The sequence below is a fragment of the Flavobacterium sp. YJ01 genome (assembly GCF_029320955.1).
Taxonomy (GTDB): Bacteria; Bacteroidota; Bacteroidia; order Flavobacteriales; family Flavobacteriaceae; genus Flavobacterium.
Window position 1 is genome coordinate 3,149,254 of sequence record NZ_CP119757.1, and the last position, 26,008, is coordinate 3,175,261.

General features: G+C 35.3%; 15 protein-coding genes. 11 read left to right on the plus strand and 4 right to left on the minus strand.

The annotated features are described in order from the left end of the window. Nucleotide 1: 1 nt before the first annotated feature. Nucleotides 2-199 carry a hypothetical protein gene (locus P0R33_RS13765; protein ID WP_229353918.1) on the plus strand — a complete coding sequence of 66 codons (198 nt, stop codon included), beginning with the start codon at nt 2-4 and terminating at the stop codon, nt 197-199. Nucleotides 200-250: 51 nt separating this feature from the next. Here the strand turns inward: P0R33_RS13765 and P0R33_RS13770 are convergent, their stop codons facing one another. The 4 genes from P0R33_RS13770 to P0R33_RS13785 form a co-directional block, all read right to left on the minus strand. Next, entirely contained in the window at nt 251-865 is a 615-nt protein-coding gene (locus tag P0R33_RS13770) for an outer membrane beta-barrel protein (protein ID WP_276171759.1), read from the minus strand. Nucleotides 866-1,093: 228 nt separating this feature from the next. After that, on the minus strand, nt 1,094-2,890 hold the full coding sequence (gene lepA, locus P0R33_RS13775; RefSeq protein WP_276171760.1) for a translation elongation factor 4: 1,797 nt from the start codon (nt 2,888-2,890) through the stop codon (nt 1,094-1,096). A 162-nt stretch (nt 2,891-3,052) separates the two neighbouring features. Continuing rightward, complete coding sequence (locus tag P0R33_RS13780) at nt 3,053-3,754, minus strand: NUDIX domain-containing protein (RefSeq protein WP_276171761.1); 702 nt, start codon at nt 3,752-3,754, stop codon at nt 3,053-3,055. Between the two features lie 57 nt (nt 3,755-3,811). Continuing rightward, the gene (locus P0R33_RS13785) at nt 3,812-4,528 is read right to left on the minus strand and encodes an NUDIX domain-containing protein (protein WP_276171763.1); all 717 of its coding nucleotides are present in this window, start codon (nt 4,526-4,528) and stop codon (nt 3,812-3,814) included. Between the two features lie 577 nt (nt 4,529-5,105). On the opposite strand from P0R33_RS13785, the gene P0R33_RS13790 reads away from it, so the two are divergent. From P0R33_RS13790 to P0R33_RS13835, 10 genes are all read left to right on the plus strand, one after another. Continuing rightward, a complete protein-coding gene (locus tag P0R33_RS13790; RefSeq protein ID WP_276171764.1) occupies nt 5,106-8,195 on the plus strand; it encodes a TonB-dependent receptor in 3,090 nt (1,029 codons plus the stop codon). Between the two features lie 12 nt (nt 8,196-8,207). Further along, nucleotides 8,208-9,785: a RagB/SusD family nutrient uptake outer membrane protein gene (locus P0R33_RS13795; protein ID WP_276171766.1), complete on the plus strand. Its 1,578-nt coding sequence runs from the start codon at nt 8,208-8,210 to the stop codon at nt 9,783-9,785. An 18-nt stretch (nt 9,786-9,803) separates the two neighbouring features. Next, nucleotides 9,804-10,673 carry a hypothetical protein gene (locus P0R33_RS13800; protein ID WP_276171767.1) on the plus strand — a complete coding sequence of 290 codons (870 nt, stop codon included), beginning with the start codon at nt 9,804-9,806 and terminating at the stop codon, nt 10,671-10,673. A 137-nt stretch (nt 10,674-10,810) separates the two neighbouring features. After that, the gene (locus P0R33_RS13805) at nt 10,811-13,297 is read left to right on the plus strand and encodes a glycoside hydrolase family 2 TIM barrel-domain containing protein (RefSeq protein WP_276171768.1); all 2,487 of its coding nucleotides are present in this window, start codon (nt 10,811-10,813) and stop codon (nt 13,295-13,297) included. A gap of 152 nt (nt 13,298-13,449) precedes the next feature. After that, the gene (locus P0R33_RS13810) at nt 13,450-15,849 is read left to right on the plus strand and encodes an alpha-xylosidase (RefSeq protein WP_276171769.1); all 2,400 of its coding nucleotides are present in this window, start codon (nt 13,450-13,452) and stop codon (nt 15,847-15,849) included. A gap of 272 nt (nt 15,850-16,121) precedes the next feature. Beyond that, the gene (locus P0R33_RS13815; RefSeq protein WP_276171770.1) at nt 16,122-18,128 is read left to right on the plus strand and encodes a glycoside hydrolase family 97 protein; all 2,007 of its coding nucleotides are present in this window, start codon (nt 16,122-16,124) and stop codon (nt 18,126-18,128) included. Nucleotides 18,129-18,272: 144 nt separating this feature from the next. After that, on the plus strand, nt 18,273-19,838 hold the full coding sequence (locus P0R33_RS13820) for a glycoside hydrolase (RefSeq protein WP_276171771.1): 1,566 nt from the start codon (nt 18,273-18,275) through the stop codon (nt 19,836-19,838). Nucleotides 19,839-19,934: 96 nt separating this feature from the next. Beyond that, nucleotides 19,935-22,172 carry a glycoside hydrolase family 3 C-terminal domain-containing protein gene (locus tag P0R33_RS13825; protein ID WP_276171772.1) on the plus strand — a complete coding sequence of 746 codons (2,238 nt, stop codon included), beginning with the start codon at nt 19,935-19,937 and terminating at the stop codon, nt 22,170-22,172. Between the two features lie 96 nt (nt 22,173-22,268). Further along, nucleotides 22,269-23,759, plus strand: coding sequence for a cellulase family glycosylhydrolase (locus P0R33_RS13830; RefSeq protein ID WP_276171773.1), 1,491 nt, complete (start codon nt 22,269-22,271; stop codon nt 23,757-23,759). 113 nt (nt 23,760-23,872) lie between these two features. Further along, nucleotides 23,873-25,819 (plus strand): sialate O-acetylesterase, encoded by a 1,947-nt coding sequence (locus P0R33_RS13835; protein ID WP_276171774.1) that lies wholly within the window; start codon nt 23,873-23,875, stop codon nt 25,817-25,819. Nucleotides 25,820-26,008: the final 189 nt, after the last annotated feature.

Here is a 26,008-nt window from a genome sequence, read left to right on the forward strand (position 1 = left end):
TATGACAGCGCTAGAAGTAGGTAATTTAGGTGGTTTAGTCGCTTTTTTTGTAGCGATTATGATCGTACCTCCAATTTTAATGACAATCATTGGTTTTGCAGTGAAGAAAAACCATCCTAATGGAGCAAAAGTTTGTTTTATTATAGGCGCACTATATTTACTTATCGGATTGGGAATATGCGGAACATTATTGTCTTAAGAAAAACCCCAAATAAATATTTGGGGTTTTTTAAGCACAATTATTAGTTGGTTAAAATCTATATAATAATCCGAATTGTGGCTGATCGAAGATATTTTCAAATAAATTGATATTTAACTGAAAAGTATCTGATGATGGACCGTTTTCTGGAGCGACACTGTTATAAGAAAGCATATTGGCTAGAACAAAAGTCACAGCAACATTTTTGGTAATAAAATAGTTTAATCCGACATTTACGTCTGCCGTTATGCTATTTGTAGTATCGTCTATAAGGTCGCTTTCGTATTTATTTCTTCCAAATCCTAAACCTACTTCAGCATAAGTTTTAAAACGTTTTTTATCTAATTCTAAGAAATAGTAACGTGCAAATGCCCCAGCTCCAAATACATTTGTTTTCTCATACGGAGTTTCTTGTTTAATACTCGCATAGTTTAGTTTTGCTCCAACAGCAAATTTATCATTCAGGAAGTAGCCAAACTTTGGACTAAAACCGTAATAATCCTCTTCGCCGCCAGTGCTAATTTTTATAGAACCTTCAAGAAACATATCGCCTTGTGAAAAAGTTACACCTTTAGCAGAATTCATTTCTGCATCAGCTTGATCTTGCTGAGCATTTGCAAAACAAAATGCAAAAAGGGCTAAAATAACTGAAAATTTGGTTTTCATAATCTTACATATTTAATTGTTTGTAAGATTAAAAATACATTTCCTTGTTTTAAAAGGCATTGTTTTTAGTCAAAAGGGTTAAAATTCAATTTATTACGTTAATATTTGTATAATTTTGTAGGTTTTATCTTTTTAATTATTTGATTTAAAACAATAAAAAACCCAACAACTTTTATGTCATTGGGTTGGTCTTTATTCTTCTATCTTGTATCTTTTTTCTAAAAAGAATTAATCATTCAATTTCAAAACAGCCATAAACGCCTCTTGCGGAATCTCAACGTTTCCTACCTGACGCATACGTTTTTTACCTTTTTTCTGTTTTTCAAGAAGTTTACGCTTACGCGAAATATCTCCACCGTAACATTTTGCGGTAACGTCTTTACGAAGTGCTTTAATCGTTTCACGAGCGATAATTTTTGCTCCAATTGCAGCTTGAATCGGAATGTCAAATTGTTGTCTCGGAATCAATTCGCGTAATTTTTCGGTCATTTTTTTACCGATATTATATGCGTTGTCTTCGTGAATTAATGCAGAAAGTGCATCAACTGTTTGTGCATTTAAAAGAACGTCAAGTTTAACTAATTTCGAAGTTCTCATTCCGATTGGAGAATAATCAAAAGAAGCATAACCTTTAGAAACTGTTTTTAAACGATCATAAAAATCGAATACAATTTCCGCCAAAGGCATATCAAAATTTAATTCAACACGTTCAGTTGTTAAATATGTTTGGTTGGTAATTAAACCACGTTTTTCGATACATAAACTCATTACGTTTCCAACGAAATCAGCTTTTGTAATGATAGTAGCTTTAATAAACGGCTCTTCAACTCTGTCTAGTTTTGAAGGTTCCGGTAAATCTGAAGGATTGTTTACAATTAAGGCTTTTTCAGGTTCTTTTTTAGTGTAAGCTAAATACGAAACGTTAGGAACAGTTGTAATTACAGTCATGTCGAACTCGCGCTCTAAACGTTCTTGGATAATTTCCATGTGAAGCATTCCTAAGAATCCGCAACGGAAACCAAATCCTAATGCCGCAGAGCTTTCAGGAGTAAAAACTAATGACGCATCATTTAATTGTAGTTTCTCCATCGAAGAACGTAAATCTTCGTAATCTTCTGTATCAACAGGATAAATTCCGGCAAATACCATTGGTTTTACATCCTCAAAACCAGTAATCATATTTGTTGTCGGAACTTTTGCATCCGTAATTGTATCACCAACTTTTACTTCGCGAGCTTCTTTAATTCCAGAAATCAAATATCCAACATCTCCAGCCGAAACTACAGTTTTAGGAACTTGATTTAATTTTAAAGTTCCAATTTCGTCAGCAAAATATTCGTTGTCTGTAGCCATGAATTTAATTTTCTGGCCTTTTTTGATTTCTCCATTTACAACTCTAAAGATTACCTCAATTCCACGAAACGGATTATATACCGAGTCAAAAATTAAAGCTTGTAATGGTTCTTCTGGATTTCCTTTTGGAGCAGGAATTTTTTCGATAATGGCTGCTAAGATATTTTCAACACCAAAACCAGTTTTTCCAGAAGCATGAATAATATCTTCTAGTTTACATCCTAATAAATCGATAATATCGTCGCTAACTTCTTCTGGATTTGCACTTGGCAAATCGACTTTGTTCAAAACTGGAATAATTTCCAAGTCGTTTTCAAGTGCTAAATATAAGTTTGAAATTGTTTGTGCCTGAATACTTTGGGCGGCGTCAACAATTAATAAAGCACCTTCGCAGGCAGCAATAGATCTTGAAACTTCGTATGAAAAGTCAACGTGTCCTGGAGTATCAATTAGGTTTAAAATATATTCTTCTCCCTTGTATTTGTATTCCATCTGAATGGCATGACTCTTAATGGTAATTCCACGCTCGCGCTCCAGATCCATGTTGTCAAGCAATTGCGCTTTTTCTTCACGTGCTGTAACGGTTTGTGTTGCGGCAAGTAACCTGTCCGCTAATGTACTTTTACCGTGGTCAATGTGTGCAATAATGCAAAAATTACGTATCTTCTTCATTTTAATATATCGGTTCTCTAATCGATTTAATCTTTTTTTGGGAATAATTTCACGCCAAAACAATTGCCTTAAAGCGTGTTATTAAGGCGCAAAGATAGCGCAAAGTTTTGGATTCTGGAATCCTGATCTCAGATAGTTGAGAGATGTGAATTAAAAATGCGATTAATATTCAAAATTAAACCCTTTTTCAGTTAATTTTTTGTACATCTCGTCATCAAATTTATAAAGTTTGGCTGCTCTGTGTGAAACGTCTTGTTGTTTCTCATCCAATGCTGTCAAAAGTTTCATGTGCAGAATTTTTCGTCTAAAGTTGGATTTATCCAATTCGATTCCTAGAATTTCTTCATACAAATGCATTAATTGCAATAAAGTAAATTTTTCGGGAAGAAGGTTAAAACCAATTGGAGCCTGACGTACACGATTTCGAAGTTGCAATAAACTGAAATTTAAAATCTCGTTGTGGTCAAAAATCAAATCCGGAATTTCATTAATCTTATACCATTTTGCTTCTATAACTTTTAAACTCGCTTTTATATTATAATCTTCGCGATTCACTAAAGTATAATAACCAATAGTTACAACGCGTCTTTCTAGAACACGTTTAGGATTTGTAAATGCTTTTAACTGCTCCAAATAAATATCTTCAAGACCAGTAAGTTCCTGTAAAATACGTTGTGCGGCATCATCTGCACTTTCATCAAGCTGAAGCCATCCACCTAAAAGTCCCCATTTTCCAATGCTTTCACCTTGGGCGTGCTGAACTAAGAGAACTTCGAGACTCTCTTTGTTAAAACCGAAGAAAACACAGTCAATCGTGATTCCGTCTACGGCTGGTTTTTGTTGCTGAGTAGTTATTTCTGTCAATGTATTATGTTGTTTCGAAGTGCAAAAAGTATTTTTCTAATTCATTTTAGATGAAAATCAAAATTCAAAATTGAATCCTTTTTCAGTTAATTTGGTATAAATTTCTGGATCAAATTTGTACAATTGAGCCGCTCTGTGCGATACATCTTGCTGTTTTTCGTCTAAAGCAACCAATAATTTCATATGAAGAATTTTTCGTCTAAAGTTTGGTTTGTCCATTTCAATTCCTAAAATTTCTCCATACAAATGCATCAATTGCAATAAAGTGAATTTTTCTGGTAATAAATTAAAACCAATTGGCGTCTGGCGAACTTTATTTCTAAGATGTTTTATGCTGTAATCTAAAATTTCATTATGATCATAAATCAAATCTGGAATTTCGTTGATTTTATACCATTTTGCATCAGAAGCTGTAAAACCAGCCTTAATGTTGTAATCTTCTCTTTTTACCAGAGCATAATATCCAATGGTAATAACACGACGTAGCGGAAAACGATCTGGATCTCCAAATGCTTTCAACTGTTCTAGATAAATATCTTCAAGACCTGTAAGTTCGTGCAATAAACGATGGGCAGCGGCATCTGTGCTTTCTTTTTTGTAAATCCATCCTCCAGGCAACCCCCATTTTCCTTTACTGATTCCCTCGCCATGCTGTACCAAAAGCACTTCTAAACTTCCTTTATCAAAACCAAATATAACGCAGTCAATTGTGATTGCATTCATGGCACTGTGTTCGTTTTTTGATGCAGGTTTGTCATCTACATTTTCAATCATACTCGAGATAAATTTTGACAAATTAAATAAATAAAATGATTAAGAAGCTTCTTAAAAGCTTTATATTTTTTTTAACGAAACAAGAAATTGATAATCAACGGGTTAAAATCTGATAAAAAAACGCTCTTAATTAGACTGATTCTTAAGTGGTTGATTGTCAATTTTATAAAACACTAAATTTTCTTTATTTTTTATTTCAAATCTAATTCAAATTTTATGGCATTCATAAAAATGAAATAGAAATTATTAGAATAGAAAAAAATTAACCCTAATATTTTGTTAATATAGAAAATTTGTTTTACACTTGTAGTCAAATTTACCATAAGATAAATTCAAATTGACCATAAGTAAAAAAGGCAAAGCTACAACTTAACTTAAACTTACCACAATTGTTTTTTTACAAATTGATTTTAGGATTGATTTTGATGTTCGAAAGAACTGCTTATAGTCTGCAAGTACTAAATGTTGGAAATGAGATTCAGGCCCTCATTTTTGGCATGACCTGCTTGGGAAGTTTTCCAGATTTCTCTTAGGGTAAAAATTACTAACTATAACTTAAACTTAATCATTTCTTATTATGAAAAGCAAAAATTGTATTAAAACAACAAAGCTGTCATGCTTTATGACGGTGCTGCTTAGCGTATTTATGATGCAGTTTGGATTGGCACAAGAATCTAAAACTGTAAGTGGAACAATCACTTCGTCTGAAGACGGATTGGGAGTTCCGGGAGCAACTGTACTTGTACAGGGAACAAAATCGAGTACTGTTACCGATTTTGATGGAAAATATAAAGTGGAAGCCAAAACAGGCGATGTTTTAGTAATCACTTTCGTGGGATTTAAAACACAAAATATTAAAGTTGGCACCGAAAAAGTTGTCAATGTAGTTTTACAACCAGAAACTTCAGAACTTAAGGAAATTGTTGTAATTGGTTACGGTACTCAGAAGAAGAAAGTAAATACCGCTGCAACTTCTTTGGTATCAGGAAAAGACATTCAGCAAGTTGCGAGTCTTGATGTTACAAATGCTTTACAAGGTCAAGCTTCTGGAGTTTCTGTAACCTCATCTTCTGGTCAGCCGGGTGCGAATATGGTGGTAAATATTCGTGGTGCAGGTACAGCAGGAAACAGTGATCCGCTTTATGTTGTAGACGGTGTTGTGGTAGATAACGGAATTGGATATCTTGATCCTTCTATTATTGAAAGGGTTGACGTTTTAAAAGATGCTTCGGCAGCTTCTATCTACGGAGCAAGAGCAGCAAACGGAGTTATCTTGGTTACAACAAAAAAAGGAAAAGATGGTAAAATGAATGTGTCTTTCAGTTCGTATACAGGTTTTCAGCAGATTGCTAAAAAACTGGATTTGATGAATACACAAGAGTATACAACTATTATCAATGAAGCTCGTGTAAATTCTGGATATTCTCCATTATATACAAAAGCTCAAATTGCCACATTTCCAAATCATGATTGGCAAAATGATTTATTCAACGAAGGAGCAATGAAACAGAATCATTCTTTATTGATTACTGGCGGTGACCAAAAATCGACTATTGCAACTGGTTTGTCTTACTACGGACAAGAAGGTATGATTGGAGGTTCTACAAGTCAGTCTCAATATGATCGTGTGACTTTTACAGTAAATTCTACGTCAGAAGTGATTAAAGACTATTTGAAAATTGGAGAAAACTTTACATTTTCAAATGTAAAATCAAGCGGTATTGCCGACGACGGTATTTATAATAATGCTATTAGAGCTTTCTTAAATGCTGCTCCAATTGATGCTGCTTATGATGAAAATGGAGATTTTGCTCGTTCAATTATTTCTAATGACGTAACAAATCCTGTTGGATCTTTATACTACAACAACTTCAATCAGACAAAAACAAACCGTTATGTAGGTAACATTTTTGCCGAATTAAAAATTATAAAAGATCTGACTTTCAGAACTAGTTTTGGTGTTGATATGACAGACAGTAACTATCGTTCTTTTAGACCAGTTTATTCTCTTTCTTCAAATGATAATAATACGGTTTCGAGCGTTACACAAAGTGGTACAAAATCTTTAGGATGGATTTTTGAGAATACACTTCAATACAAATTCAATTTAGCCTCTTCTCATAATTTCGATGTTTTAGTAGGTACTTCTGCTAAAAAGAATACTTCTGATTATATGGAAGGACAAGGAAGAAACTTGATTTTTGATGATTTTGCACACGCTTATTTAGATAATGCAAAAGATCCAACATCAAATGTGGTAAAAGGAAATCGTAGAGATTATGCGATTCAGTCTTACTTCGGACGTTTGTTGTATGATTATAATAACAAATATTTATTCTCTGCAACAGTTCGTCGTGATGGTTCATCAGAATTTGGTCCAGACAACAAATATGCTATTTTCCCTTCGTTTTCTGCTGGTTGGAATTTAGATAAAGAAGCTTTCTTTAAAGAAAATAAAGTTTTAAATACTTTTAAAATAAGAGCGAGCTGGGGACAAAACGGTAACGACCAATTTGGCAGAAGGTTTGCGTATTTGTCAACTGTAAATTCAACAGACAAAACTTATCATTTCGGAACTGGAGATGAAACTCTTTTAGTAGGTTCAAGCCCAGATCAGTTAGCAAACCGCAACTTAAAATGGGAAACTTCTGAGCAGTTAGATTTAGGTTTTGATGCTACTTTGTTTACCAACTTTACTTTGACTTTTGATTACTACGATAAGAAAACTAAAGACTGGTTAGTATTAGCTTCAATCCCAACTTATGCGGGAGCAACTGCACCTTACATTAATGGTGGTGACGTAAGCAATAAAGGTTTTGAAATTGGTTTAGCATACAGAACTCATTTTGGAAAAGACTGGAATTTTGGTATTAATGCCAACCTTTCTAAAAACAAAAATGAAGTCTTGAGAATTGCTAACAACGAAGGAATTATTCACGGAGAATCTAACGTTTTATTCCAAGGTTTAGACGAGATGAACCGTGTTGAGGTTGGAAAACCAATGGGTTATTTCTACGGATTAAAAACTGCTGGAATTTTCCAAAATGCAGCTGAAGTTGCTGCAGGAGTTCAGCCAAATGCACAACCTGGAGATGTTCGTTTCGTAGACTTGAATGGTGACGGACAAATTGATGCAAATGATAAAACGCAAATAGGAGATCCGAATCCAGATTTTAACTATGGTATCAATTTGGATATTTCATACAAAGCTTTTGATTTGACAATTAACACTTACGGTACTGCTGGCGGACAAAACGTTTTCGGGATTCACGATTACACTCGTGCGTACACAAACAATACAACAGATGTATTAAACAGATGGACAAGTGAAGGAACTTCAAACAGAGTTCCAAGAGTAACTTACGGAACAGATGATAATGGTAACTACACTAAATTCTCTGATTTGTACATTCAAGATTCAGATTTCTTCAGAATTAAAAATGCTACAATCGGATGTGATTTAACGAAGTTAACAGACAAATTAAAATTCTTCTCTAAATTCAGAGTTTACGTTGCAGGAAATAACATTTACACATTCACTAAATACAAAGGAATGGATCCGGAAATTGGTTTCGGAAACGTAAATCAATCTTGGGCTAAAGGAATTGATGTTGGATATTACCCACAGCCAAGAACCTACATGATGGGTTTAAATGTTAACTTTTAAATTTTGAAAACGATGAAAACATATATAAAATTATTTGCCCTTTCAAGCTTACTTGTTTTAGGTTCTTGTTCGGAAGATTTTTTAGAAAACGAACCCTACACAGATAAAGTAACAGAGAATTTTTATAAAACTCCTTCTGATGCTTTTGAAGGTTTGGTAGCCGTTTACGACGTATTGCAAAGAGAAGCTTACGGAACACAATTGATTGTGAGTGAACAAGCTTCTGATAACTGTTTTGGCGGATTTGGTATTGCAGATCCAACGGTAGATTTACAATGGGATCGCTTTCAGTATACTACAGATAAAGATATGAATGCCTTAACTTGGACAAACTCTTATCTTGGAATTTACAGAGCTAACATTTTACTAGAAAACTTAAACAAAGTAAACTGGGGTTCAGATACTGCTTTAAAAACGAGATACGAAGCAGAGGCACGTTTCTTAAGAGCACACTTTCATTTTCAGGCAGCAAAAATGTTTGGAGATATTATTCCGTTAGATCACACTGTGACTACAAGCGAATTTGAATTGCCAAGACAAGCACCAGAAGTTACGTATGCATTAATTGCAAACGATTTAAAATTTGCTGCAGACAATTTAGGGCCAGAAAACTATTCGCAAGCAGGAAATGCCAACTACGGACGTATTACAAAATGGGCTGCAGAAGCTTATTTGGCTAGAACATTTTTGTTCTACACTGGAACTTATGGTAAAACAGATTTAGCCGGAGTAGTTACAAAAGCTCAGGCAGTAAATTACATCAATGATGCTGTTAACAATAGTGGACACGGATTAGTTGCTGATTTTGCTAATCTTTGGCTAGCAGCTTCTTTTGCGAATTTTGCAGGAGAAGATAATACAGAAATGGTTTGGGCAGTTCGTTTCAACGGTTCAGGAAAAGGAAACTGGGATCTTCACGAAGGAAACCGTTTTCAGGTTAACATTGCACCACGTGGAGGTTCTATCGGAAGATATGCAACAGGATGGGGAGGAGCAACTGTAAACCCTAAATTGGTTGCAGCTTATGATAATGCCGATACTAGAAAAGCTGCATCATTTATTGATTATGTTGGCGAAGGTTTAAATTTTGATGCTCAAGCGAGAGAGCAGCGTCAATACACAGGTTATTCTTGGAAAAAATATTGTCCGATTACAAATGAGGCAGGAACAGCAGTTGTAGAAGCTAACGGAGGAAATTTCCAAATTGATAACTATCAGGATTACGCTATTATTCGTTTTTCAGATGTATTATTAATGGCTGCCGAACTAAACTTAACAACAAATGCAGCGTTGGCGCAAACAGATTATGATAGAGTTCGTGATCGCGCTTTCAAAAATACGTTGCACAGACTTCCTATAACTCAAGCTCGTATTATGGAAGAACGTCGTTTAGAATTTGCGTTGGAAGGATTACGTTATTTTGATTTAATCAGACAAGGAATGCCTGCAATGAAAGCAGCTATAGATAACACGGGAGATTCTCAGTTTGCTGTAACTTTTAGAACAGAAACTCAAGGATGGTTTGCTTTGCCACAATCGCAAATAATACTTTCAAACGGAACTATTACTCAAAATCCAGGCTGGAATTAACTCTAAAACAAATTGATTATGAAACGTATATTATATATAGTATTAGCGGCTGTAACAATCAGTTCGTTTTTATTCTCTTGCGAGCCTGTTGAAGACCGTGAAAGTTTACCGGCAGTAACACTTACGCCAGAAACACTTGAGTTTTCGATAACTCAAAATGCAGCAAAAAAGAATGAAGTAATTTTAAAAAATGAAGATCCTGCCGTAATTCCATATTGGAGATATGTTGACAGTAACGGAAACGAACTTGGACATTCTAATAAAAGTGATGACAAAATAACTTTTCCTTTTGCTGGAAAATATACAGTCTTTTATACGGCCTTCGTTAGAGGAGGTTCAGTAGAAGCTGCCCCAGTAACAGTAGATGTTCCTCAAAATGATAATACTTTTTTCAGTGATCCGAGATGGAATAAACTAACCAACGGACAAGCAGGAAAAACTTGGGTTTTGTACATGACTGCTCCATTAGAGTTTATTGGAAACACGCCAAGCTATGTGAACAGAGCTGTAAGCGGTCCAGGATGGTGGCCAAATCTTTCAGACATTTCTTGGGCAGGTTTAGAGAACAAAGATTGGGGAGAAATTACATTTAATCTTAATGGAGGTTATAATGTTTCGGTAACACAAACCAACCCAACTTTAGGAAGTACGCAAAAAACAACCAAAGTAGGAACATTCAATTTCAACCTTACAACAGGCGAAACAAATGATAGAATTTCTTTTAATGGAGGAACAGAAATGCTGCATCCAAACGAGCCAAGTTATTTTAGTCCTTCTTTCAGTTTTACAAATGTAAAAATTGTAGAACTTACAGAGACAAGTTTATGCTTTATCGCTATTAGAGCAGATGGCGATTATTTAATTTATCATTTAGTTCCAAAATCATAAGTTAGTTAGTTTGAAGTCTCAGTCCTAAAAGCATTTTGTAATGTTCTTTAAGACTGAGACTTAAATTATTTTATTCAGAAATAAACGATATCGATTTTTATTTCTATCTTCAAATTCCAAAAACAAAAAAAGTACCTATGCAAATTAAAAAAAACATAAAAAACATAAGTTTATGGGCAGTTGTAGCTGGAGTTTTTTTCTTGAATTCTTGTTCAAAAAAGGAGGATGCATTTATAAACCGAAAAGTTTCTTTTAATACAGATTGGAGTTTTCATCTTAATGATAGTATTATCGATAAAGATACTATTGGAGCTTCAACAAAATGGAGAACTTTAGATGTTCCGCACGATTGGAGTATCGAAGGAAAATTTGATGAAAAAAGTCCAGCAGGTTATGGCGGAGGATCGCTTAACGGAGGTCTGGGCTGGTACAAAAAAACATTTAAAGTTGAGTATGAAGACAGTACAAAAATAACTTCAATCACTTTTGACGGCGTTTACAGAAACAGTGAAGTTTGGATAAACGGACATCATTTAGGAAAACGTCCAAATGGCTATATTGGTTTTCAATATGACATGTCGCCTTATTTAAATTACGGAGATAAAACCAACGAAATCATTGTTAAGGTTGACAATTCAAAACAACCTAATTCACGTTGGTATTCGGGTTCAGGAATTTTTAGAAATGTTTGGATCGAAACTACAGATAAACTCCACGTAGGACAATGGGGGACGTATATTACAACTCCAAAAGTTACGGCCGAAAAAGCTTCTGTTAATTTTGAAACAACTATTCAAAACCAATATGCTGAAGAAAAGAAAGCAACGGTAACCACTACTATTTTTAAAGAAGATACTAAAGTAACATCAGTTACTCAAAATATAACAATTGATGCCAATGCCAATCAAACTCTAAAACAATCGGCAGAAGTTGAAACGCCGATTTTATGGTCGGTTGAAAAACCAGAATTGTACACAGCAGTTACGGAAATTTCGCTTGACGATAAAATCATCGATCAATACAAAACCAATTTCGGAATCAGAGATTTTAAATTCGATTTGAATAAAGGTTTTATTTTGAATGGAAAACAAGTTAAAATAAAAGGAGTTTGTATGCATCATGATTTAGGTCCGTTAGGTTCGGCGATTAATACTCGTGCAATCGAACGTCAATTGGAAATCATGAAAGAAATGGGCGTAAACGGAATCAGAACTTCTCATAATCCTCCAGCTCCAGAACTTTTAGATCTTTGTGATAAAATGGGTTTCATTGTCATGGATGAAGCTTTCGACATGTGGAAACAAAACAAAACGAAATACGATTATGCTAATGATTGGGACAAATGGCACAAAAAAGACCTAATTGATCAATTGCTTCGCGACCGAAATCATCCAAGTATTTTTGTTTGGAGTATCGGAAATGAAATCCCAGAACAATGGAATGAAAAAGGTGTTGAAATTGCCAAAGAATTGGCGACGATTACACGTGAGTACGATAAAACACGTCCGTTAACCGCAGCGATGAATCCGCCGGTAAATATGAATATTGATGAAGTGACTTTACAATTCGAGAAAAAAAATGTTCAGTTTAATGCCATTGCAAAATCTGGAGTTTTAGATTTAATCGGATACAATTATGCACATCAAACGTATGAACATCATTTAAAAAACTTTCCGAATACGCCATTTATTGCAACCGAAACGACTTCAGGTTTACAAACAAGAGGATATTACGATGCCATTTCAGACACCATTAAAAAATGGCCAGTTAGCTGGGATAAAAAATTTGATGGAGGCAATCCTGGAAATACCGTTTCAGCTTACGATCAAGTGCAAACGCCTTGGGGTTCAACTCACGAAGCGACTTGGAAAGTCATTAAAAAACATGATTTCCTTTCAGGAATGTACATTTGGACAGGTTTCGATTATATCGGAGAACCAACTCCGTACGAATGGCCATCTGTAAGTTCTTATTTCGGAATTGTAGATTTAGCCGGTTTCCCGAAAGACGTTTATTATATGTACCAAAGTGAATGGACAGATAAAACCGTTCTTCACATTTTTCCGCATTGGAATTGGAAAGCTGAACAAACAGTTGATGTTTGGGCATACTACAATAAAGCCGATGAGGTGGAACTTTTCGTAAACGGAAAATCTGTTGGAAAAAGAAGTAAAAAAGGCGAAGATTTACACGTAATGTGGAGAATTCCTTTTGAAGCAGGAACTTTAAAAGCCATTTCTCGTAAAGGTGGAAAAGTGGTTTTAGAAAAAGAAATTAAAACAGCTGGAAATCCTTCGCAACTAAAATTAACTGCTGACAGAAGTACCATCAAAGCTGATAAAAATGATTTGTCTTTTGTAACCGTAGATATTTTAGATGATAAAGGAACTTTGGCTCCAAATGCAAATAACGAAATTAATTTCTCTTTAAAAGGAAACGGAAAAATCGTAGGCGTTTGCAGTGGAGATCCAGTTAGTCATGAATCGTATAAAGGAAATAAACATACCGCTTTGGCTGGAAAATGTTTGGTTATTGTACAATCAGGAGATAAATCGGGAAGATTGGAATTAACCGCAAGTGCAAACGGATTGAAACAATCCACAATTGTAATTACAACAGAATAATAAGTTACGATCTATCCTAACAGGTTTCCAAAACCTGTTAGGTATCAATAGATTTTTGAGGTATTAAAATATTTTTATTAAAGTATTAAAATAAAATACCTAACAGGTTTTGGAAACCTGTTAGGATAAACTAACATCTAGATTATTAACCAATGAAAAACTCAAAACTAACCGCATTATTTTCTGCTCTTATGTTTGGATTTTTGGCAGTTCCAAATGCGAATGCGCAAATCCAAAATGCAGATGTATTAAATGCACCAATAGATATCAGCAAAGATTTTCAGAACTATCTGAATACTTTTTATTTCGCAGACGAACTGGCTTCTTTTGATCCTGCAACGGGAAAAGGAACCATTAAATATTTGAGATACAATTATAAAACGCGTCAGGCTTTCAACAACATGATGATGAAACCTGATGTAGAAAAAGCAAACGAATTTCCAACAACAGAATACGCAGAATCTCCTGTTTTGCCATTCGAAATTCAGTTTGTATCAGATAGAACAGTTCGTATCAAAACGACTTCTGGTCCGCAGTTTCATCCGCAGAAAGAATCTTTAATGTTAGTCGATGGCGTTGCGCCAAATCATCCTGAATTATGGAAATACTCTAAAATCGAAGGCGGTCATAGTTACACAAGCAAACACGGAAGAGTTGAAATTTTGACAAAGCCTTGGCACGTAAAAATCTACGATGAAAAAGGAAAATTACTGACAAGTACACTTCACGATACCGACTTTAAAAATACATACACACCGACACTTCCGTTTTCTTACGTTCGCAGAAACAGCGATTATTCAAGAAGTATGGGCGCGGCTTTCAGTTTAGAACCAGATGAAAAAATATTTGGCTGTGGAGAATCATTCACACAATTCAACAAACGTGGACAAAAAGTAGTTCTATGGACGGATGACGCCAACGGAATTCAAAATGAAACGATGTACAAACCGATTCCGTTTTACATGAGTAGTCGTGGTTACGGAGTTTTCATGCACCATTCAACACCAATTACAGTGGACTTTGGAAAATACTTTTCAAGTGCCAACGAAATGTACATTGGAGATGACGAAGCCGATTTGTTTTTCTTTATCGGAGAACCAAAAGATATCTTAGATCAATACACGAATTTGACTGGAAAAGCGGCAATGCCACCACTTTGGTCTTTCGGTTTTTGGATGAGCAGAATTACTTATTTCTCTGAAAAAGAAGGAAGAGAAGTAGCAAGGGATTTGCGTAAATACAAAATCCCAACAGATGTTATTCACTTTGATACAGGTTGGTTTGATGTAGATTGGAGAAACAATTATGAGTTTGCAAAATCTCGTTTCCCAGACGCGACAAAAATGATGTCTGATTTAAAGAAAGACGGTTTCCAAGTTTGTCTTTGGCAATTGCCTTATTTCACGCCAAAGAATACATTGTTCCCTGAAATCATGGACAAAAATTTAGCGGTAAGAGATAGGAAAGGAAATCTTCCATACGAAGATGCTGTTTTAGATTTCTCAAACCCAGAAACGGTAACTTGGTACCAAGGAAAATTGAAAAAATTATTTGATGAAGGCGTTGCGGTTTTCAAAGTAGATTTTGGAGAAGCTGCTCCGCCAGACGGAATTTACCATTCGGGAAGAACAGGTTTCTACGAGCATAATTTATATCCATTACGATACAACAAAGCAGTTGCAGAAATCACTCAAAAAGAAAAAGGATATACTTTAATCTGGGCAAGAAGTACTTGGGCAGGATCTCAGCGTTATCCTTTACATTGGGGAGGAGATTCTGAAACTACAAATGGAGCAATGTCTGCAGAATTACGCGGCGGACTTTCATTAGGTTTAAGCGGATTCAGTTTCTGGAGTCATGATGTTGGAGGTTTCGCAACTAAATCTCCTGAGAATATTTACAGAAGGTGGACACCATTCGGAATGTTGACTTCACACGTAAGAAGCCACGGAGAACCGCCTCGCGAACCTTGGTTGTACAGCAAAGATTTCTTGGAAGGATTTAGAAAAGCAGATAATATGCGTTACGAATTAATGCCATACATCTACGCTCAAGCAAAAGAAAGTTCTCAAAAAGGTTTACCAATGATGCGTGCTTTATTTGTAGAATATCCAAACGATCCGGGAGCTTGGTTAGTTGATAATCAATATTTATTTGGTTCAAGTATGTTGGTTGCACCACTTTTTGAAGAGGTTGAAGAAAGAGATATTTATCTTCCAGAAGGAACTTGGATTGATTACCAAACTAAAAAAGTGTACCAAGCAGGTTGGCATAAAATTAAAGCGGGCGAAGTGCCGATTATCGTTTTAATCAAAGACGGAACTGCAATTCCACATATCGGTTTGGCGCAGTCTACAAAAGATATGGATTGGAGCAAATTAACATTAAAAGTGTATGCAAGCGACAAAACTACTTCGGCAACAGCCAAAGTATTTTTACCAAACGGTGATGCAGTACAAGAAATAAAAGTGAACAAAACTGGAAACAATTTTGAAGTAGCTGCAAACCCATTAAACGGAAAAACCACTTTTAAAACAGAGTGGATTAAATAAAAAAAGTTAGCCAAGAATTGCATGAATTAGCACAAATTTAATTCGTGGAAATTCGTGGAATTCGTGGCAAAAAAATAAAAAATATTTAAACACATAGAAACATAGGTTTTTGTTTGTGAATAAAAGGAAAATGGAAAGAAACTAGTTTCTCACACATAGCTATGTGAATTTAAACAAGTGAAACGCCTTTTTTGAAGCTTCCAAAGAACTATGATTCTATGTGTTTAAAAAATATAGCCAGCATTTAGGCAAAAAATATAATTCCAAAAAACATGAAAAACTATCTAATTCTCCCAGCCATATTGTTTTCGATGACAATAGGCTACAGTCAAAAAACGAAAAACGCTTACGAATTGGCATCGCCCAACGGAAAAAACAAAATCAAATTTGAGCTGGTAAAAAATGCTCCAAAATATGCCGTTTCTCACGGAAAAACAGAAGTGATTTCGCCATCAGAAATGGGATTTGTATTGAAAGGAAATGAAGACTTAAGTTCAAACTTTGAAATAAAAGGAGCAAAAACTTCAACTTTTGACGAAACTTGGGAACAAGTTTGGGGAGAAAAGAAAAATATTAGAAATCACTACAATCAATTAGTAGTTGATTTACAGCAAAAGACTGGAAATAAAAGAAAATTACAAATTCAGTTTCGTGCTTTCGATGACGGAGTTGCTTTTAGATACGTTTATCCAAAACAAAATGTAAAAGACAGTATTTTCATTACAGACGAAAAAACGACTTTCAATTTAAAAGAAGACGGGAAAGCGTGGTGGATTCCAGCCAACAGAGAAAACCGTGACGAATATCTTTTCAAAGATGCGCCGGTAAGCACTTTGGATACCGTTTTGACTCCATTAACAATCGAAAGCAAAAGCGGATTAGCCTTAAGTTTCCACGAAGCAAACTTGATCGATTTTGCAAGTATGACTTTGGTGAACAATAAAGGAACAGAATTAAAATCAGATTTAGTGCCTTGGCCTGATGGAGTAAAAGTTCGTGTAAAAGACTCGTTTACTTCTTCTTGGAGAACACTTCAAATTGGAGAAAATCCAGGTGAATTGATTACTTCTTACTTGGTTTTAAACTTAAACGAACCAAACAAATTAAAAAATACAAACAGCTATTTCAAACCGTATAAATATTTAGGAATTTGGTGGGGAATGCACATTGGAAAATATACTTTTTGGGAAAGCGACAAACAAGGTGCAACAACCAAAAATGCTGAAACCTATATCGACTTTACAGCAAAAGAAGGTTTCAACCATTTATTGATCGAAGGATGGAATAAAGGATGGACACCGGGTTGGTATGAAAACCGTATGCACATGTTCAGTTTTACAAAAAGCGCAGACAATTTCGATTTAGAAAAAGTAGTGGAATACGGAAAGAAAAAGAACATCGAATTAATCGGTTACCACGAAACAGGTTCAAACTTAATCAACTATTTAAAAGAAGTTGACGAAGGTTTTGCTTTATATAAAAAACTTGGAATTCATACCGTGAAAATCGGTCACGTAGGTTCTAAATTGAATATGAAACAAATGCACTTCGGGCAATTTGGAGTAAATTATTTCAGATACATTTTAGAAAAAGCAGCGCAATATGATTTAGCGGTTTTATACCACGAATCAATAAAAGATACGGGAGAAAGAAGAACTTTCCCAAACATGGTTTCGAGAGAAGCAGCTCGCGGACAAGAGTATAACGCTTGGAGCGAAGGAAATCCACCAAATCACTTAACGATTATTCCGTTTACAAGATTGCTTTCTGGACCAATGGATTTCACGCCTGGAATTTTTGATGTTGAAGTAAAACAAGGTTATCCAGGAAAAAGAATTCAAGGAACAGTTGGACAGCAATTGGCATTGTATGTTACGATTTATTCTCCAATCCAGATGTTGGCCGATCTCCCAGAAAATTACGAAGGAAAACCAGCTTTACAATTCTTAAAAGATGTTCCAACAGATTGGGAAGACACTAAAATCTTAGAAGGAAAAATTGGCGAATATATCACAACAGCAAGAAAAGACAGAAATAACGCAGACTGGTATTTAGGAACTTTGACAAATGAAAAACCAAGAAACGTAGAAGTTTCATTATCATTCTTAGATCCAAGTGCAACTTACGAAGCTCAGATTTATGTAGATGCTGAAGGAACAGATCAAACGCACAATCCAGAAGCAGTGGCAATTTCGAAGAAAATCGTAAAAGCTTCAGATAAATTAAAACTGAAATTAGGCGGAGCTGGCGGTGGAGCAGTGAGATTCAAAAAAATATAATTATTGGTTTTAATATCCTAACAGGTTTCCAAAACCTGTTAGGTATCAAATATCAAGTCACAATAATCAAATTATTAGATTGAGTAAAATAAATACCTAACAGGTTTTGGAAACCTGTTAGGATAACAAAAAACACATTTTCAGATGAAAAGAATTTTTATACTCCTAGTTTTAATTCATTCAATCCAAATCATTGGACAAACCGCTGAAAACAGAATAATCAAAGTAGATTTCAAAAAAGAAGCAGGAAAATTAAACACCATGTTTAAAGAATGCATCGGCGCAGGAAGAGCAAACGAAGGTTTGAGAGCCGACTGGCAGCAACAATTGGCATTGGTGAAAAAAGAATGCGATTTTAAATACATCCGTTTTCACGGTTTATTGTCTGATGATATGGCCGTTTATCGCGAAGACGAAAAAGGAAATCCAGAATACAATTATCAATATGTAGATGTTTTGTTCGATTATATTGTTAGTCTGAAAATGAAGCCGTTTGTGGAATTAGGTTTTATGCCGAATGCATTGGCAAGCGGAAAAGAAACTATTTTTTGGTGGAAAGGAAACGTAACGCCTCCAAAAGATTATAAAAAATGGGAAGATTTAATTCGAAATTTGACTCAGCATTTTAAGGAACGTTACGGAGACGAAGAAGTAAAAACGTGGTATTTTGAAGTTTGGAACGAACCGAATTTATCACCAGGTTTTTGGACAGGAACGCAAGCAGATTATTTTAAATTATACGATTACGCAGCTCGTGGCGTAAAAGCCGTAAATCCTACATACAAAGTCGGCGGTCCAGCAACGGCAGGAGCAGCATGGGTTCCTGAAACAATTGATTTTTGTGTGAAAAACAATGTTCCAATGGATTTTGTTTCGACACATACTTACGGAGTGAAACACGGATATCTGGACGAATTTGGAACTTCGGGAACTATCTTAAGTCGGGATGAATTCGGCGTAAGCGGCGATATTTTAAATTCAAGAAAACAAATTGCAGCTTCAGCAAAACCGAATTTAGAATTGCATTATACGGAATGGAGTACATCTTATACGCCAGCAGATCCAATTCACGACAGTTATCATTCGGCAGCGTATATTCTGCAAAAAATAAAACAAGTTGGCAATGCTGCAAACTCTATGTCATATTGGGTTTTCACGGATATTTTTGAAGAAGCAGGACCAAGATTTACGCCTTTTCACGGTGGTTTCGGATTATTGAATACACAGGGAATTAAAAAGCCAGCTTATTTCTCTTATTATTTAATGAATAAATTAGGAGAAACAGAACTTCAAAACAGCGATAAAGCTTCTTGGACTTGCAAAAATGCAAAAGGTGATGTACAAGTTTTATTGTGGGATTTTACCAATACACATCCAGGCGATAAAGAATTGAATCAAACGTATTACATAAAAGATCTTCCATCAAAAGAAAAAGGAAAAGTAAAAGTGGAGATTGACGGAATTCAAAAAGGAAAATACCTTTTAGAAATTTACAAAGTAGGTTATAGAGTGAACGACGCTTACGCGGATTATCTTGCGATGAAAAAGCCGAGTCAGTTAACACGTGAACAAGTCAATTCTATAAAAGAGAAAAATAACGGCGCGCCAATTTCGACAGAAAAAATTACAATTGACGCAAAAGGAACTTTCAGCAGAGAATTCAAAATCAACGAAAATGACGTTGTTATGCTGAATTTAATCAAACAATAATTGAGAGAAAACCACAAACATAAAAATAGTATTAACGGTATTTAAAGAGAATTTGTGAGGCTCAGAATCTTTAAATCAAAAAACACCTAACTATCTATGAAAAACAAAATGATATTCCTTTCGGCAGCCCTTGTTTTTGCATTGTTTACTTCTTGTAAAAACGATGCACAGACATTAGCTTCAAATTCGGCGGAAACTGAAGAATACGTTGGAAAAGAAATAAGCACAGATCATGACGCCGAAATCGACAAATTGATTTCGCAGATGACATTAGAAGAAAAAATCGGAATGCTCCACGGAAACAGCATGTTTGCCAATGCAGGCGTTAAACGTTTAGGAATTCCAGAATTAAAAATGGCCGATGGTCCGTTGGGAGTTCGTGAAGAAATTTCAAGAGACAATTGGGCTCCAGCAGGATGGACAAACGATTTTGCTACTTATTATCCAGCAGGCGGCGCTTTGGCAGCAACTTGGAACGCAGAAATGGCACATACTTTCGGAACCAGTTTAGGAGAAGAGTTACGTGCAAGAGACAAAGACATGTTGCTTTCGCCAGCCATCAATATGGTAAGAACACCGCTTGGAGGAAGAACGTACGAATACATGTCGGAAGATCCGTTTTTGAACAAAAAAATCGCAGTGCCTTTGGTTGTTGGTTTACAAGAAAAAGATGTAATGGCATGCGTAAAACATTACGCAGCAAACAATCAGGAAACGAATCGTGATTTTGTAGATGTACAAATTGACGAACGTACACTTCGCGAAATTTATCTTCCAGCTTTTGAAGCTACTGTAAAAGAAGCAAAAGCATACAGTATCATGGGAGCTTACAATAAATTTAGAGGTGAATATTTATGTGAAAACGATTATATGCTGAATAAAATCCTTCGTGACGAATGGGGATTTAAAGGAATCGTAGTTTCTGACTGGGCTGCGGTTCATTCTACAGCAAAATCTTTGAAAAATGGTTTGGATATTGAAATGGGAACACCAAAACCGTTCAATGAATTTTTCTTAGCCGATAAATTAATCGCTGCCGTTAAATCTGGAGAAGTTTCAGAAAAAGAAATTGATCTGCATGTAAAACGCATTTTAAGAACATTATTTCAGGTAAAAGCAATGGGCGGCGGAACACGTACAAAAGGAAGCATCGCAACCGAAGCACATTACCAAGACGCTTACAAAATTGCGGCAGAAGCAATTGTATTGTTGAAAAACGAAAATAGTGCATTGCCATTAAAACTAGACGGAGTTAAATCTATCGCTGTTATTGGAAACAACGCAACAAAGAAAAACGCTCTTGGCGGATTTGGAGCCGGAGTAAAAACAAAAAGAGAAGTTACGCCTCTTGAAGGTCTTAAAAACAGACTTCCTTCAACAGTTAAAATCAATTATGCTGAAGGATATTTGGAACGTTACGATAAAAAGAACAGAGGAAACTTAGGAAATATTACGGCTAATGGTCCAGTTACAATTGATGAATTAGATCCGGCAAAAGTACAAGAAGCTGTTGATGCAGCTAAAAACTCAGATGTTGCCATCATTTTTGCAGGTTCAAACCGTGATTATGAAACAGAAGCTTCAGACCGCAGAGATTTACATTTGCCTTTTGGACAAGAAGAATTAATTAGAAAAGTAACCGCTGCAAATCCTAAAACAATTGTAGTTATGATTGCGGGCGCTCCGTTTGATATTAACGAAGTAAGCCAAAAATCTTCTGCTTTAGTTTGGAGCTGGTTCAACGGTTCTGAAGGTGGAAATGCTTTGGCTGATGTTATTTTAGGAAAAGTAAATCCGTCAGGAAAATTACCTTGGACAATGCCTAAACAGTTGAAAGATTCTCCTGCACACGCAACAAATAGTTTTCCTGGAGACAAAGCGGTAAATTATGCTGAAGGAATCTTAATTGGATACCGTTGGTTTGACACGAAAAACGTAGCGCCATTATATCCTTTCGGTTACGGATTATCATACACAACATTTGCGCTTGATAATGCCAAAGCAAATAAAGATTCATACGCTCAAAACGATGTAATCGAAGTTACAGTTGACGTTAAAAACACAGGAAAAGTAGACGGAAAAGAAGTAATTCAATTATACACTTCAAAATCAGATTCTAAGATTACACGTGCAGCACAAGAATTAAAAGGTTTCAAAAAAGTTGCTGTTAAAGCTGGAAGTTCAGAAAAAATAACGATTAAAGTTCCTGTAAAAGAATTGGCATATTATGATGTTGCTTCTAAAAAATGGGCAGTTGAACCAGGAAAATATACTTTAAAAGTAGGAACTTCTTCTAGAGACATCAAAAAAGAAATTCAGATAACAGTTAAATAAATTGTTATTGCTATAAAATAACCAAACTCTCAACGCCAGCCCATAAAAAGCTGGCGTTGATTTTAAAAAACTTACACTTAACTTAAACCAAACCAAATGAAAAAACCAATCAAAGATTATTTTTTATCTTTTATTCTCTGCTTTGCTTTTTTAGGAGTTTCAGCTTGCAGTTCAGATAAAGAAGAGACTCCTCCAACTATAAAAACGCTCTCTTCTACTACGGACAAAATTGATTTTGAAAGCAAAGAAAATACAATTGAAATAACGATTAATTCTAATGGTGTCACTTGGACTTTGAGTAATTCTGACAATTGGATAAAATTAAGTCAGACTACTGGAACATCGGGAAGAACGGTGGTAAAAATTACTGCGTTAGAAAACACGACTACAGCGTTGCGAAATGCCGTGATTAATTTAACTGGCGGTGAAGTTGCTTCTGAGGCAATTTCAGTTTCTCAGGCAGCAGGAAGTTTATATCCAAGTTATAACACAAATCCAATTGCAGCCGATGCTTCCGGAATGGGAAGTTCTGCTGTTGAATTGGCAGCAAAAATTAAATTAGGATGGAATATCGGAAATACATTAGAAGCAACTGGAGGCGAAACCGCTTGGGGAAATCCGGAAGTAACAAAAGCTTTAATTGATGCCGTAAAAGCAAATGGTTTTAATGCGATCAGAATTCCGTGTTCTTGGAATCAGAATTTAGAAAATACAGCAACAGCAAAAATCAAAACCGATTGGTTGAACCGAGTGAAAGAAGTGGTACAATATTGCGTTGATAATGATATGTACGTTGTAGTAAACATTCACTGGGACGGCGGCTGGCTGGAAAACAATATTACCGAAGCCAAAAAAGTAGAAAACAACGCCAAACAAAAAGCTTTTTGGGAACAAATCGCTACACATTTAAGAGGTTTCGACGAGCATTTACTTTTTGCAAGCGCCAACGAACCAGCAGTTGAAGATGCAACGCAAATGGTAGTTTTAACTTCATATCATCAAACTTTTATCGATGCGGTTCGTTCTACAGGAGGAAAAAATGCGTCTCGTGTTTTGGTCGTCCAAGGTCCAACGACAGATATTGAAAAAACAAACAAATTAATGACTACATTGCCAACAGATAAATTTGCAGGCAGAATGATGGTCGAAGTACATTATTATTCTCCGTGGAATTTTGCTGGTTTAACCAAAGACGAAACTTGGGGTAAAATGTTTTATTATTGGGGAGCAGGATTTCATTCGACAACCGATACAGAACGTAATGCAACTTGGGGCGAAGAAGCAGATTTAGAGAAGAATTTCAAATTGATGAAAACCCAATTTGTAGATAAAGGAATTCCAGTTTTATTGGGCGAATTTGGAGCAATTCGAAGAACGACTTTAACAGGGGATGCTTTAACTTTACATTTAAATTCAAGAGCCTATTATTTAAAAACGGTGGTGAAAACAGCAAAAGCAAACGGATTATTACCTTTTTATTGGGACGAAGGAAGTCTAGGAAAAAACGGTTTCGGAATCATAAATAGAAGCAATAATACCGTCTTCGATACACAAGCTTTAAACGCTTTAATAGATGGATTAAAGTAAAAAAATGAAGTTAAACCATATAAGTGATATAAGATAATTTAAGTTTGATCTATTTAAGAATTTATATTTACTTATATCATTTATATGGTTTTAAAATATTTAAATTAGAAAAAATGAAAAAAAGTTTAGTATTTATTTTTTTGATAATTAGTATTTTATCTAATGCTAATGTGAGAATGCCTTTAATATTCTCTGACGGAATGGTACTCCAAAGAGACAAACAAATTCCGATTTGGGGTTTTGCAGATGCGAATGAAAGTGTAGAAATTCATTTCAACAAACAAATTAAGAAAACGCAAGCCGATAAAAATGGAAAATGGACGATAAATTTAAGTCCAGAAAAAGCCGGCGGACCTTTCGAATTGACAATTATCGGAAAAAATAAAATCACCATCAAAAATGTTTTGGTTGGTGAAGTTTGGATTTGCAGCGGACAATCGAATATGGAATTTCAGGTTATCAAAACCATGAATGCCGAAAAAGAAATTGCCAATTCTGATTATCCAATGATTCGTCATTTTGGTGTCGCACAAGATTTAAGCGGAAAACCAAAAGACGATTTAAAACAAGGAAAATGGGAAGTAGCCAATAAAGAAAATGTAGGCAACTTTACAGCAGTCGGATATTATTTCGCCAGAAAATTATATACAGAATTAAAAATCCCAATCGGAATTATCAATACTTCTTGGGGAGGAACCAATGTAGAAACTTGGACAAGCCGTGAAGCATTTCAAAATAGTCCAGAATTTAAAGCCATGATTGCTGATGTTCCAGTTATGAATGTCGATTCTATTTCAAAATTGTATGCCACAAGAATGAAAGAAAGAGTAGAAAAAATTCAGGGAACTCCGGTAAGTATAGATAATGAAAATAGCTTTAAAGATTTATCATTTGAAGATACTTCTTGGGGCGATTTAAACACGCCAAGTTTATGGGAAAATCAACCTCTCGGAGATTTAGACGGTATAGTTTGGATGCGAAAAACAATTACACTTTCGGCAGAAGACATTAAAAATAAAGCAACATTAAGTCTGGCAAAAATCGACGACGAAGACATTACTTACGTCAACGGAATTGAAGTTGGAAGAAATACGCAATGGGATTTTAAAAGAGTTTATTCAGTCCCAGCGAATGTTTTAAAAATAGGTAAAAATGTAATCGCAGTAAGAATTGTCGATAACAGCGGTGGCGGTGGAATTTACGGAGAATCAGAAGATTTGAAACTTACTATTGGCAGCAAAATTATTCCGCTTGACGGAAAATGGAAATTCAAAGTTATCGTTGTAAAAACAGCATTGTCACCAAACAGTTATCCATCATTATTGTACAATGCCATGGTCAATCCGTTGGTTCCGTATGCGATGCAAGGCGTATTGTGGTATCAAGGTGAAGCAAATGTTTGGAGAGCCAATCAATACAAAAAATCATTTCCATTAATGATCAACGATTGGAGAACCAAATTTAAACAAGGAGACTTTCCTTTTTATTTCGTTCAATTATCGACTTTCGACGAATTTGGAGGCAACAGCCAAAAAGGAAGCCGTTGGGCAGAACTTCGAGAAGCACAATCTGAAACGCTTAAATTAAAGAATACTGGAATGGCCGTAACCACAGATATTGGAAACGCAAAAGACATTCACCCAACCAACAAACAAGATATTGGTTTGCGTTTGGCAGCAACAGCGTTAAACAATATTTATGGTAAAAAACAAGTTCACAGCGGACCAACGTATAAATCTCAGCAAATAAAAGGAAACCAAATTATCCTCACTTTCGATAACATCGGCAGCGGATTATCAACGCCAAATAACGATGAATTAAAAGGTTTTGAAATTGCAGGTGCAGACAAAGTTTTTCATTCCACGAAAGCGATAATTAAAGACAATAAAATAATCGTTTCCAGCGATAAAGTTCAAAATCCCGTTGCAGTGCATTACGGCTGGGCAGATGATGATACGGCAATTAATCTTTTCAATAAAGAAAAATTCCCTGCATCGCCATTTAGAACGGACAATTGGGAGATGATTACAGCGAATGAGAAGTATAAAGTGAGTAAATAGTTATTAGTAATTAGTCCCTAGTAAAGAGCTAGATAATACACAACGATAGATGTTCCGCTAGGAACATTTCGTCGGTAGCAACAGAAATGCGTTGAATAAAATGTATATAACAAAAAAATGTTCCGTAGGAACATCTGATTTGGTACCGTTTTTTATCCTAACAGGATTTTAAAACCTGTTAGGTATAGC